The sequence below is a fragment of the Paramagnetospirillum sp. genome, assembly GCF_058402745.1.
In genome coordinates, this window is sequence record NZ_JBZVFI010000018.1 from 260026 (window position 1) to 272380 (window position 12355).

Below are 12355 nucleotides of genomic sequence, written 5' to 3' on the forward strand. Positions count from 1 at the left end.
CCTTCAGGTGCTGAAGATTCTGATGGTTCAACCTGTCATTTCCGTCATTGTTCCAGTCTACAAGGAAGAGGACAACATCGTTCCCTTCCTTGAGCGGACGGTTCCGGTGCTTGAGGCCATCGGCCCTTACGAGATTCTGTTCTGTCTGGATCCGTCCCCGGACCGCACCGAGGAGGTCATCCGTCGCGAAGCCGCCACCAATCCCGCCATCGGGTTGATGGTGTTCAGCCGCCGCTTCGGCCAACCCGCCGCCACCATGGCCGGCATCCTCAATTGCCGGGGCGATTCTTGCGTGGTGATCGACGTTGATCTCCAGGACCAGCCCGAACTGATCACTCAGTTGCACGCCAAGCTGGTCGAGGGCTACGACGTGGTCTATGCCAAGCGACGCCGGGGCAGGAAGGGCGAAACCGCGTTGAAGAAGCTGGTGTCCTACGTGGGCTACTGGCTGATCAATCATGTTTCGGACGTGGATATTCCCCGCGATACCGGCGATTTCCGCATCATGAGCCGGCGGACCATCGAGGCCCTCCGCCACCTGCCCGAGCGGCACGGCTTCCTGCGCGGTCTGGTGGCCTTCGCCGGTTATCGCCAGACCTATGTGGAATACGACCGCGATGCGAGAGCTGCGGGAATCACCAAGTACAATCCGTTCACCGGATCGTTCAAGATCGGCTTCAATGGTCTGTTCGGCTTTTCCACGTTTCCGCTGGCCTTCATCCTGTGGCTCGGGGTGGTGGTCGCCACCTTGAGCTTCATCGTTATCACCCTGATGTTCCTGGCTCGCTTCGTCTTCGACGTGGATTATCCCCTGGGTGTTCCCACCATCACCGTGGGCATGCTGTTCATCGGCAGCGTCCAACTGGTGGCCATTGGCGTGTTGGGGGAGTATGTCGGCCGGGTCTACGAGGAGGTGCGCCACCGCCCTCTGTATATCGTCGATCGCACCGAGAATGTGGTGGTCCGCAATCCCTGGGGGCCACAACCCGACGTCCAGGCCCCGGCTGGACACAGTGAGGGCTCTCCGTGAGTCTTGGGTTCTTCGGTGTCTTGGATCTGACCCAGGCGCTGGTAAGTATTGCCGTCTTCCTGACCATTCGCCACAGGATGCCGGCTCCCATGGGCCGTCATGCCGCCGTGCGCTGGGCAATCCTCTGGGTGGTGGCCGCGACGGCTCTGTTCTGGGTGGCGGGCCCCTATTCCTTCGCCCTGCGGGCTTCCGAGCTTGATAGTGTGCCCTTGGTGGCGGTTCCCCCGCTTTTTCCGGGAGAGATGGGCTTCCTGCACAACTATGCCGGCGGTGTTGATGCCTACGGATTTGCCGTCAACACCGGGCAGTACCTGTCTCTGGAACGCGTGCTGTTCCAGATGCTGCCCCTTTGGCCGGCCTACGCCATCCACAAGATCACCCTTTACGCCATTTACATGCTGGGTGGGTACAAATTGGCCCGCGGTTTCGGCGGATCGCGTGAAACCGCACTCGCCGCCGGGGGGCTGGCGTCCATGGGAATGGGGGCGCTGAACTTCGTCACCGTCACCCATGGCCTGGCCTATGGACTGGCGCCGTTGATCGCTCACGTTCTGGTTCAAAGACTGGGCCGCCGGCGCTATTGGGCCGGAGTTCTGGCGGTTGGTTTTTCGCTGTCCATCAGCAGTTCCTTTCCCCATGCACTCCTGTCGGTGATTACGGCAACCGGTGTCGTGGCACTGTTGAATGGATTTGGTACGGCGGTGCGCATCATTCCCGCGCTGGCCGTGGTGGTCGGTCTGTTTCTGCTTAACTGGCACGAAACGGCCTATGCCATGGCTCTGCTCGGACCACACACCTTCAGAGGTGCCGAGATATCGTTTGCCGCCCCCGATATTCGAGGATTCCTGTCACAGCTTTTCAATCGTTACGGAGAATTCCGCGAGGTCACCGCGCTTACCGCGTTTGCCGTGACGATGATGCTCGTCCGGCGTTCTCCCCGGGCCGTATGGGTTGGCGGATTGATGGTCCTGTTCCTCGTGGCGGGGCCGGCTCTGGTCCAGGTGCCCTGGGACCGTCTGGGTCTTGGCATATTGCGGGGCTACAATTTCCATTACCTTCTGTTCGCCTTGCCGGTGGTGGCGGCGGCTGTCGCCGGGATTGCCGACCGGGAGTGCGCCCGGCCGGGGACTGTCGGTCCGGTAGCCACCATTGCCTTGACTCTTCTGCTGGGACGCTTCGCCTGGTCACAGGCCTACGAGGTGTCGGTATGGCTTGGCGATGGTGGACTTCAAAGTATCGTGGGGAGCCCGAATCTGGCCCAGCGCAGCTGGGCGCCGGACCCGACCACACGGGTGATATCCGTTCCCTACCGGCTGCCGACCGGTGCAGCGGCTATGGCGGGTCTCGAGACGCTGGACGGCACATTGCACCTTATGACCAGAAGCGCCGCTCTTTATTGGCAGAAGGGCATCAATGCGCCGACCTCCATCAGTGCGAGTGGCGGACATCTGACCCTGTGGCGGCTTCAGAAGATGGAAAAGTGCTGCCCCCACTATCGCTTGGCGGAGTATGCAGACCTCAACCTGCTGCGTGCCGCCAATGTAGGGATGGTGCTGTCGCGCCTGCCGCTCACGGATCCCGAGCTGTCCCGCGTTGATGGTCCGCCGGACGGCACGGTTCCGCCGCGGGCGGGGACTCCGCTCCCGGCGAGAATCCGCGAGTATATCCGCCTCATCGTCTCCCCCGATCCGCTGTACGTCTACCGTCTGTCGGATCCGTGGCCAAGGGTTTCAGCGGCCCGTCGTCTGGAGATCGTGCCATCGGGCATTTCCGAGCAGGACATGCTGGCCCATCTCAGTAAGCTTGCGGGAGAACGTCCCGCCGTCATACGTGCCGACGCCGCAACGTCGCTTCCCGCCGCGGGACGGATCGAGGTGCGGCGCTTTACCGTGATACGGGATGGCTTCGACATCGAAGTCGATGCCCCCGAAGCCGGAATCGTGATGCTCAATACTCCATATCTGCCGTTCTGGAAGGTCCGTGCCGATGGTGTGGAATTGGCCGTGGTTCCCGCCAACGGCATCCAGATGGCGGTTGCGGTTCCGCCGGGGGCAAAGCGGCTGGAGGCACGGTACGAACGCCCGCTGTTGCGGGAGCGGGCATGGGAAAAAGTAGCTCCCGCGAAGCCTTTGACGCACGCGTCGGCACCATGATAGCTTCCAGCTGTGCCGATTGAGCATGATTTTCTTGCACAAGGACGAGTCCCAGCCTGTGGTGGAGACATCTGATCAGCGGTCTGTTGCCCCCCCTGCCGGTAAGGCGAGAGTCGTCATCATCGACACCGGTGTCGCCAATAACCAGTCGGTTCTCAACGCCTTCGACTATCTTGGATGCGACACCCAGGTATCGGCCGACCCAAAGACCATCCGTGATGCGTCAAGGCTGGTTTTTCCGGGTGTTGGCGCCTTCGGGGCGGGAATAGGGTCGGTTCGCGCACGTGGGCTTGACGAGGTGCTGGCCGTCGAGATCACCAAGGGCAAGCCGATCCTTGGTATCTGTCTGGGATATCAAATGATGGCGGAAATCAGCCACGAAGATGGCGAGTTCCGGGGTTTGGGCTGGGTTCCCGGCCAGGTGGAGCGCATCGTGTCCACCAGCCCGGAGATCAAGGTACCCCATGTCGGCTTCAATACTGTGACTGCCCGTGCCGGCTCGCGGCTGTTCGCCGGGGTTGAGACCGCCGATTTCTATTTCGTTCACAGCTATCATCTCATCACCCGGCCGGAAATTGTTGCCGCCACTGTCAATCATGGCGGATCTTTGTGTGCCGCCATTGAATCCGACAACCTCATGGGTGTTCAGTTCCATCCGGAAAAAAGCCAGAGTGCGGGGCTGCGTCTGCTCCGCAACTTCCTGGCAATGGAATAGGATGCGGCGCCGTGCTGAAGAAACGCATGATTCTCTGCTTGCTGATGCGCAACGACGGCGTGTTTTGCAACAGCCGGGACTTCAACTTGCAGCCCGTGGGTGAGCTCGCCTGGATTCGGCGCTATCTCAGCTTTGATGCCATCGATGAGCTGGTGCTGCTCAACGTGGACCGCAAGCCCAAGTCGGTATCCGCCTTCGCCGCCCAGCTGCGCCAGCTGGGCCGGCTCTGCTTTGTTCCCATCGCCGCCGGCGGCGGGGTTTCGACCCTGGAGCATTTCGAGGAACTGCTGCAATCAGGGGCCGACAAGGTGGTGATCAACAGCCACGCATTCATCAACCCCGCCTTCATCACCGAGGCGGCGCGCCGCTTCGGCAGCCAATGCGTGGTGGTCTCAATCGATTATCGCGGCGGTTTGACCGGGTCCACACTCATCAATAACGGCCAGAAGCGTACCGGCCGTACTCCCCTGGACTGGGCCCGCGAGGTGGAATCCCGGGGCGCCGGCGAGATCTTCCTGACCTCAATCGATTGCGACGGCACCGGTACCGGCTATGATCTCGACACCATCCGCGCCATCAGCGAAGGGGTCAACATCCCGGTGATCGCTTCGGGCGGGGTCGGCGAGTTTTCCCATCTGGTTGACGGAATTGTCGAAGGCAAAGCCTCGGCCGTTTCGGCGGCCAACATCTTTCACTACATCGGCAACGGCCTGGAGAAGGCCAAGCAGTACCTCGCCAGCCAGGGTGCGGACTTCCCGATGTGGAATTTCATGTGATCCGGATATGAGTAGCGGAGAGTTGATTCGCGCCGACACCTAGCGAGCTGGCTTTGAGTTCTCAGGGAGCAGGACGCTTCTGGTATGGGCAGTGCGTCGCCCGTGTAGACTCGGAGTGCGATTTTGAGGTAGACCCCGGCCGTCTGCATTTCCTTCGCGTTCACGCTCGAAGGTGGCGTGGGGAATTCCGCGGGTAGCTTGGGTTTGATCCCAGATGACTGGAGGCCTTGATAAATGAGTGTTGATCCGGAGATGCTCTACTGTGAATCCTGCACACACCCTAATACAAGGCCAAGAATCCGCTTTAACAAAGATGGAATATGCAACGGCTGTGTCAGGACTGAAGAGAAAAAGTCGATAGATTGGAAGGAAAAAGAAAAAGAATTTAAGGATATTGTTAGCTCAATTATTGCAAGAAGCCCGGACAGGGAATACGACTGCATTATACCGGTCAGTGGCGGCAAAGACAGTACATTCCAGACTTGGTACGCAATCAACGTCCTGGGTGTCCGACCTCTGTGCGTCAATATTGCCCCATATCTTGAGACTGAAGTCGGCGTCAAGAATCTGCGTAATATTCCTGAAAAGCTCAAGGCTGATCTAATTTCTTTTACGCCAAATCAGCCGATTTTTACCAAACTGACGCGGATATTCTTCGAGCGCTATGGCGATCCCTACCCGCCATTCCTTTACCTTGTCTTCGCCATGGTCGCGCGAATTGCACTTCAGAAGAAGATTCCTCTGATCCTGTATGGAGAGAATGGCGAAACGGAGTACGCCGGTTCGGAAGATCCGGAGTTTCAGCTGTTGGACAACAAGGGAGTCACCAGCCGCATCAAGTCCGATAAGCGTGGATTTCTTGAGCCCAAGGATTGGGGTGAGTTCGGACTTACTCCAGGTGAAATCGCACCCTACCTGGATCCGTCGGATGAGGAAATGGCCACCATCGGACTCCAACGTCTGTTCTTCAGCGATTATACTCCATGGACGAACAACTACCATCTTCACGTTGCACTCAACTTGGTTGGGGGCTTCCAGATGGCAGAAAAGCGGGCGCCGGGGACTTTCACTTTTGGCTACAGCACCGATGACGATCTTTACGACATCTACATCTGGATGCTGTGGCCAAAGTTCGGCTTCTGCCGCGCGACCAAGTACACCTCCAAGGATATTCAGGAAGGCAAGATTACCCGTTCCGAAGCCATCAGCCTGGTCCGCGATTACGACGGGGAGTTCCCGTGGGAGGCCCTGGACCGCTTCCTCGCCAAGACGAAGATGAGTGAGGGTGAGTTTTGGGACGTCGTCTCCCGCTTTGTCGGCGACCATGATAATCTGGAGGCCGAAGCCAAGCGTAGTGGTGAACCGAAGAAGCTTCCCGCCTGGGAAAAAATAGGTGATCGTCAATGGAGGCTGCGCGCTACCTTGCATGGTCATGAGCGCATCCTGTCGCTGCCACTGCAGCGGCCCCTGGTCAATGAGTGATGGATCCGCTTCCGGTATTGGAGGCGGGACCAATCCGATTGGTGCCGCCTCACATCGCTTTTGCCGCGGATCTTTTCGACTACGGGTCCGATCCGCGGTTTCAGGCCTTTATCGGGTCGCAGCCCTTCAAGGTGATCGATGAGGCGGAGTCCTTTGTGCGGCGTCTTATGGACGACAATGAGCAGCTACGGCGACGCTATTGGCTGATCATCCATGAGAGCGAGGGGCGTGCCATTGGGTCACTAGGGTTCAACCTCCTTTTTCCGCACGAGCAGAGGATGGCGGATTTCGGCTACGGCTTGGCTCCGTCCTATTGGGGGAAAGGCTATTTCGCCACGGCCGCCAGGGCCGTTCTGCAATATGGGTTCACGACCTTGGGATATGACCGGATTCAGGTGATGACCCGGACCGAGAACGCGGCTTCGGTCATGGCGGTTCAACGCTTGGGATTCCAACCGGAAGGGATTCTGAGGGAATTCTACGCCACCCCCCAGGGTCGACGGGATTGCACGGTGCTAGGCTTGTTGAAGGCCGAGTGGATGGAGAGGCAATGAAATTCCGCAGACTGCTCAGGCCGGAACCATCCTTTCCTCTTCCTACAAGCCAGTACTGTTCCCACCTTGACCTCCAAGTGGAGACCATAGGTATCGCCGCCATCGAGCGGATGTTTGAGAAATTCAGCGCCATCCGGGATATTACCCGCGCTTTTGAAGTTTTTCTGGGCACGGCGGACGCCACGCTGTGCCTGAAGAAAGCCCTGCACGAGGTCTATGAGCGTGCTTTGCGCTCCTGGGGCCTTCGCCTCGCCAAGCCGGAGGCCGAGGGATTTGATCCGATAGACGTGGATTCCGGGCCGCTGGATCGCATCGCCCTCGCAGACTTCATCGCGCTAAGCCCCGAGGCGGCAGCCGTCGCCGGTGGTATCGAGCCCAGGGTCTCACGCTGGCATTTGCCTCTCGCCGCCTTGCTCTGGGGGCTGATTCTCTGTGGACGTGCATTCCTGATCCTGATCAGGCAAGGGGCCTGGAGGGTTGCACGGCGGCATTACACCTATGCCACCCAGGATTTCTGGGATCAGTCTCGCTGGCAGGAATTCTTGAATGCCGCCGGTCTGACATCACCGGCCCGCGACCGCTTCGTGGTGTTTCTCGAGCGCAAGGACAACGAGTCCCTGGCTCGTGCCGGGTTCCAGTGCCTGGATCCCGGCAAGGCCAGGGTTCCCATCTGGCGCTGGATACGGGAAGCGCTTCTACCGGCTCTAATGCTGACCGGACGTGTCTGGGCCATCATGTTACGCCATCTCAGGAACGACCACATTGTTTTCGCGGCGACGGAATGTCTTCACCATGCCGCCATCGCCCTGAACATTCAGCGCACTAAGTACGAAGTGTCTTTTGACTATTGTTTCGACATCGTCGAATACAACGCTTCACACGTTTTGAAGAGCCTCATTCATGGCCGGCAGGGTGGCCGCGTCGTGCGTCTGCCCTATACCGAGATCGATTCGTCCGGAGCGGCGACGGCCTATCTCGGTTTCGATGTGTTTTTTTCCGGAGGTCGGTATCTGCCAAGGAACTTTGGGGGAAGCTGGCGCAGTTCAACCAAGACCGTAGTGGTCGGCCAGATGCAAAATGACCGGCGCCGCAAGCGGCCCACCCAGGTGGATCCCGAGATTGGTCGAAGGATCGAAGCCGAACGTGCCGTGGGGCGGAAACTGGTCGTCTATTTTGGCAGCAGCACTGTCCCCGGGCTTGCGCGAGTGGAAAATTCCATTCTGGAGGCTATTTGGACCGTGGTCAGCCAGCGGACAGATTGTGTACTGGTCATCAAGCCGAAAGGCTCGAACCGCTTGTATGAAAGGCTGCGGGCCGCGCCAACACTCTCGGAAATGTTGTCGTCACCCAAAGTTATCCCCTTGATGTACAAGGCCGACGGCGTGGAGGTGTGCCCCGCCGCCTGGCTGTTCGAAAGAATGACACTCGGGACGACCATCCCCGGCACAATACAGATAGAAGCCTTGCTCAAGGAACGGGTGGTGCTGTCGTATTATCCCCTCGAAGAAAGGAGGGAACTGCCCGCCCTTTTGTGCGACCGCGGCTTTCGTTTCAGCGACCTGGAGTATTTTCGCCAGGCGGCTGGCCGTTGTCTCGACGGAGACGGGCCGGCAATCCCTTCAGAGTGGTTGCAGGAAGCCTTCGATCCGTTCAACGATGATGATGCGATCGGCCGGATGTTCGCCGCGCTGTCATAGCGGGGGTTGCCTGGCATCGGCTCGACATGACCGGCGCAACCGGGCCATCTGGTCGAAACCCCGGTCCCATGGATCAATATCCGGCGCTCGAGATCCAGTTCAGGCTGTCGCTCAAACCAGACTCGCCAAAAGGGCATCCCACGCGCCTTGTTCGGCCTCACGACGGAAGCGGCAAGAACCGAGCCTAGAATGTCCTAGCGCGGACCAGATCGGCGCTCATGCGGGTCTGGCGCAGATACTGGGCCAGCACGTGCATCAGCGACTGGTGGACGTCCTCGACCACGCCGTAATTGTCTGATTCCACGTGCAGGTTGACGTCGGCCATGGCCGCCGAGCGTCCTCCGGAAAAGCCGGTCATTGCGATCGTGGAAAGATCGTTCTCCCTGGCCCACTGCAGGGCGCGCACCACGTTTTCCGAATTGCCCGAGGACGAGATGGTGATCAGCAGATCGCCGGGCCGCGCCGCCAGGGCCAGTTGGTGGCTGAACACGTCGCCGTAGGAGACGTCGTTGGCGATGGCGGTCAGAATCTCGATGTTGCACGACAGGCTGTGCACCCTGGGCCTGAGGCCGGTATCGACGGACAGGCCCCTGGAATGATCACAGACCAGATGATTGGAAATGGCCGCCGAACCACCGTTACCGCAAGCGTAAACCACGGCGTCGCGCTCGACGGTCGCCGACAGCAGGGCCTGCGCACGGTCCAGGGCCTCGGCGGATACCGAGGCGGCGGCGGCGGCCAGGGCATCGCGGTAATCGCTGAAGAAGGCGGCGATGGTGCCGTACTTTTCGGCGGGAAAGCTCATTCCTGGGGCCTTGTGCTGGAGTACTGCCAGCAGCCATACCCCAAAGCCGATTTGGAAACAACCTCTTCGCCACTTGGTGCGCGGCTAGCGCCGATGGTATGAAGAGCCGTCCGAAACTCCCCCGGAAGTCTGCCGTCCATGTCTCAGTTGCGCCATCGCCTCGCCCGCCCCTGGGCGGCCGCCAGCCGATTGGCCAGCCGCCTGGTACCGCCGCCGGACGGCGCCTTCCGCATCCTGATGTTCCACGACGTCCCGGCCAAGGAGCGGCCGGCCTTTGCCCGGCTGGTGGACCGCCTGGCCGAGGCCGGCCGATTGATCACTCCCGCCGAGGCCGAGGCGCTGCTGGCCGGGACCCTGACACGCCGTTTCCCCGCCCCGCCCTGTCTGCTCAGCTTCGACGATGGCTTCGCCTCCAACGCCGAGGTGGCAGAGGCCATCCTGGCGCCCCTGGATGTCAAGGCGGTGTTCTTCGTCTGCCCCGGCCTGATGGACCTGCCGCCCGAGGCCCAGGCGGAACGGGTTTCCGCCAATGTCTTCCGCAGCCTCAGACCGGCACCCGAACCCCTGATGGATTGGGCCACGGTCGAGACGCTGGCCCGGGCCGGCCACGCCATCGGCAACCACACCCTCCACCATCTCCGCCTGTCCGCCCTGGCCCCTCCCCAGGCGGCCGAGGAAATCGGCCGGGCCGCCGAGATTCTGAGCCGGCGTCTCGGCCCGACACCGTGGTTCGCCTACACCTTCGGCGACATCGGCAGCACCGACGCCGCCGCCCTGGCCGAGATCGGCCGTCATCACCACTATTGCCGCTCGGGCGTGCGGGGGCTCTGCCATCGCGGACTCCACCCCCTGACCCTGCGCGGCGACCAGGTCGGCCTGGACGGCCCGGACGCCTGGCGTCAGGTCATCGTCGAAGGCGGCCTCGACCCGCTATACCGCCGGCAGCGACGCATGCTCGACGCCATGGCCGATCGGAGTTAAGAAAGCGCCATGAAGCAGATCATCCAAAGCGCCAAATCCGGCAAGCTGTCGCTCAAACATGTCCCCGAGCCCCACGTGCGCTCCGGCCACCTGCTGGTGGAGACCCGCGCCTCGCTGATCAGCGCCGGCACCGAGCGCATGGTCATCGACTTTGCCAAGAAGAGTCTGGCCGCCAAGGCCAAGGCGCGGCCCGACCTGGTGCGCAAGGTGGTGGACAAGGCAAGGCGCGACGGCATCCTGGCCACCTTCAAGGCGGTGATGGCCCGCCTGGACGAGCCGCTGCCCCTGGGCTATTCCGCTGCCGGAACGATATCCGCCGTGGGTGGCGGCCTGGAAGGCGCCTTCACAATCGGCCAGCGCGTCGCCATGGCCGGGGCGGGCCTCGCCAACCATGCCGAGCTCAACGTGGTGCCGCGCAATCTGGCCGCGCCCATTCCCGACGACGTTTCCGACGAGGAGGCGGCCTTCGGCACGGTGGGCGCCATCGCCCTGGCCGGCATCCGCTCCCTGGGGGCGCAGCTGGGCGATGTGGTCGCCGTGCTGGGCGTTGGGCTGGTGGGCCAGTTGGCGGTGCAGCTTCTGGCCCTGCAAGGCGCCCGCGTCATTGCCGTCGACGTCAACCCCGACCGGCTGGCCCTGGCCAGGGCCATGGGGGCCGAGCTGACCTGGAGCCTGGACGAACCCGGCCTGCCGGACGCGGTGGCGGCCCTGTCGGGCGGGCTGGGCTGTGATTCCGTGCTGATCGCGGCGGCCACCGATTCGTCCGAGCCCCTGGCGCTCGCCGCCGAACTGGCCCGCGACCGTGCCCGCGTGGTGCTGGTGGGCAAGACCGGAACCGAGTTCGACTACGCCGCCTACATGAAGAAGGAGCTGACCCTGTCGGTGTCGCGTTCCTACGGTCCCGGCCGCTACGACGAGGAGTTCGAGGGCCGGGGAATCAAGTATCCGGTGGGCTGGGTGCGCTGGACCGAGACCGAGAACCTGCGCGAAGTAATCCGCCTGATGAGCCCGTCTCTGCCCCGCCGCCTGAACGTGGGCGCCCTGATCACGCATCGTTTCGACTTCGATCAGGCGGAGGAGGCCTATCGCCTGGTCACCGGCGGCGAGCAGCCGTCGCTGGGCGTGGTGCTGCGTTACGCCGGCCGGCCGCAGGCCGCGCCCGCCTTCGCCCCCGCCGCCCCCTCCGGCGGCAAGTGTGTGCTGGGCGTCATCGGCGCCGGCAATTTCGCCCGCACCGTGCTGCTGCCCGAACTGGTCCGGCTGCCCGGCGTGGAGTTCCGCACGCTGTGCACCCAGCGCGGCCAGACCGCCGAGCACGGGCAGCAGACCTTCGGCTTCGCCCACGCCACCACCGATGTCGATGCCGTGCTGAACGATCCTTCCATCAACGCCGTGCTGGTCGCCACCCGCCACGGCAACCACGCCGAGATGGTGGCCCGGGTGCTGGCCGCCGGCAAGTCGGTGCTGGTGGAAAAGCCCCTGGCGCTGGACCGCGGGCAGCTGAACCGGGTGATCGCGGCGCGCCAGGGCTCGGCCGGCTTCTTCACCGTGGGCTTCAACCGCCGCTTCGCCCCCATGACCCGGAAAATGGCCGCCCACCTGGCCCGCCATCCCGGCCCCAAGGTGGCGGTGCTGCGCGTCAATGCCGGGGCTCTTCCCGCCGAAAGCTGGGTCAATGCCGCCGAGGAAGGGGGCGGACGCATCCTGGGCGAGGTCTGCCATTTCGTCGATCTGGCCCGCGCCCTGATCGGCGCTCCCATCAGGACGGTGCAGGCCGACGCCGCCCGGGTGACCCATGGCGTGTGCGACGATCTGTCGGTGTCGCTCTCCTTCGCCGACGGCTCGCTGGCCACCATCATCTATACCGCCCAGGGCGACACCTCCGTTTCCAAGGAACGCTTCGAGTGTTTCGCTGGCGGAACGGTCATCGCCGTGGACAATTTCCTCTCCCTGTCGGTGACCCAGGGCGGCGCCACCAAGGTGGAAAAGTGCCTGGGCCAGGACAAGGGCCACAAGGCCGAGCTGGCCGCCTTCGTCCAGGCGGTGACGGCCGGTGGCCCCGCCCCGGTGGATGAAGCCGAACTGGTCGAGACCTCGCTCGCCACCATCGCCGTGCTGGATTCGCTGGCCCAGGGCCGGCGAATCAGCCTGGAGGACTAGAC

General features: G+C 62.3%; 10 protein-coding genes. 9 read left to right on the forward strand and 1 reads right to left on the reverse strand.

Annotated elements, in window-relative coordinates:
• Positions 1-22: 22 nt before the first annotated feature.
• The 7 genes from ACV4UZ_RS17125 (at position 23) to ACV4UZ_RS17155 (ending at position 8407) form a co-directional block, all read left to right on the forward strand.
• Positions 23-1030, forward strand: coding sequence for a glycosyltransferase family 2 protein (locus ACV4UZ_RS17125; protein ID WP_491601998.1), 1008 nt, complete (start codon positions 23-25; stop codon positions 1028-1030).
• Positions 1027-3183 (forward strand): hypothetical protein, encoded by a 2157-nt coding sequence (locus ACV4UZ_RS17130; RefSeq protein WP_491601999.1) that lies wholly within the window; start codon positions 1027-1029, stop codon positions 3181-3183. The genes ACV4UZ_RS17125 and ACV4UZ_RS17130 overlap by 4 nt, the downstream gene beginning before the upstream one ends.
• A 25-nt stretch (positions 3184-3208) precedes the next feature.
• Positions 3209-3898 (forward strand): imidazole glycerol phosphate synthase subunit HisH, encoded by a 690-nt coding sequence (gene hisH / locus ACV4UZ_RS17135; protein ID WP_491602000.1) that lies wholly within the window; start codon positions 3209-3211, stop codon positions 3896-3898.
• Between the two features lie 11 nt (positions 3899-3909).
• Positions 3910-4674 carry an imidazole glycerol phosphate synthase subunit HisF gene (gene hisF / locus ACV4UZ_RS17140; RefSeq protein ID WP_491602001.1) on the forward strand — a complete coding sequence of 255 codons (765 nt, stop codon included), beginning with the start codon at positions 3910-3912 and terminating at the stop codon, positions 4672-4674.
• 234 nt (positions 4675-4908) lie between these two features.
• Entirely contained in the window at positions 4909-6156 is a 1248-nt protein-coding gene (locus ACV4UZ_RS17145) for an N-acetyl sugar amidotransferase (protein ID WP_491602002.1), read from the forward strand.
• Positions 6156-6710: a GNAT family N-acetyltransferase gene (locus ACV4UZ_RS17150; protein WP_491602003.1), complete on the forward strand. Its 555-nt coding sequence runs from the start codon at positions 6156-6158 to the stop codon at positions 6708-6710. The genes ACV4UZ_RS17145 and ACV4UZ_RS17150 overlap by 1 nt, the downstream gene beginning before the upstream one ends.
• Positions 6707-8407 (forward strand): hypothetical protein, encoded by a 1701-nt coding sequence (locus ACV4UZ_RS17155; RefSeq protein ID WP_491602004.1) that lies wholly within the window; start codon positions 6707-6709, stop codon positions 8405-8407. Before ACV4UZ_RS17150 ends, ACV4UZ_RS17155 begins: the two co-directional genes overlap by 4 nt.
• Positions 8408-8591: 184 nt before the next feature.
• Here ACV4UZ_RS17155 and ACV4UZ_RS17160 read toward each other — a convergent pair whose 3' ends face one another.
• On the reverse strand, positions 8592-9212 hold the full coding sequence (locus ACV4UZ_RS17160) for an SIS domain-containing protein (protein ID WP_491602005.1): 621 nt from the start codon (positions 9210-9212) through the stop codon (positions 8592-8594).
• Positions 9213-9350: 138 nt separating this feature from the next.
• Between ACV4UZ_RS17160 and ACV4UZ_RS17165 the strand changes: the two genes are divergently transcribed.
• Together ACV4UZ_RS17165 and ACV4UZ_RS17170 are read left to right on the forward strand one after the other, a co-directional pair.
• Complete coding sequence (locus ACV4UZ_RS17165) at positions 9351-10193, forward strand: polysaccharide deacetylase family protein (protein ID WP_491602006.1); 843 nt, start codon at positions 9351-9353, stop codon at positions 10191-10193.
• Positions 10194-10202: 9 nt separating this feature from the next.
• Positions 10203-12353 carry a bi-domain-containing oxidoreductase gene (locus tag ACV4UZ_RS17170; RefSeq protein ID WP_491602007.1) on the forward strand — a complete coding sequence of 717 codons (2151 nt, stop codon included), beginning with the start codon at positions 10203-10205 and terminating at the stop codon, positions 12351-12353.
• Positions 12354-12355: the final 2 nt, after the last annotated feature.

What these genes read in the sequence shown, in the direction of transcription:
- ACV4UZ_RS17125 (WP_491601998.1), top strand. Translation starts at nt 23, where the DNA reads ATGGTTCAACCTGTCATTTCCGTCATTGTTCCAGTCTACAAGGAAGAG.
- hisH (WP_491602000.1), top strand. Translation starts at nt 3,209, where the DNA reads ATGATTTTCTTGCACAAGGACGAGTCCCAGCCTGTGGTGGAGACATCT.
- ACV4UZ_RS17145 (WP_491602002.1), top strand. Translation starts at nt 4,909, where the DNA reads ATGAGTGTTGATCCGGAGATGCTCTACTGTGAATCCTGCACACACCCT.
- ACV4UZ_RS17150 (WP_491602003.1), top strand. Translation starts at nt 6,156, where the DNA reads ATGGATCCGCTTCCGGTATTGGAGGCGGGACCAATCCGATTGGTGCCG.
- ACV4UZ_RS17155 (WP_491602004.1), top strand. Translation starts at nt 6,707, where the DNA reads ATGAAATTCCGCAGACTGCTCAGGCCGGAACCATCCTTTCCTCTTCCT.
- ACV4UZ_RS17160 (WP_491602005.1), bottom strand. Translation starts at nt 9,212, where the DNA reads ATGAGCTTTCCCGCCGAAAAGTACGGCACCATCGCCGCCTTCTTCAGC.
- ACV4UZ_RS17165 (WP_491602006.1), top strand. Translation starts at nt 9,351, where the DNA reads ATGTCTCAGTTGCGCCATCGCCTCGCCCGCCCCTGGGCGGCCGCCAGC.
- ACV4UZ_RS17170 (WP_491602007.1), top strand. Translation starts at nt 10,203, where the DNA reads ATGAAGCAGATCATCCAAAGCGCCAAATCCGGCAAGCTGTCGCTCAAA.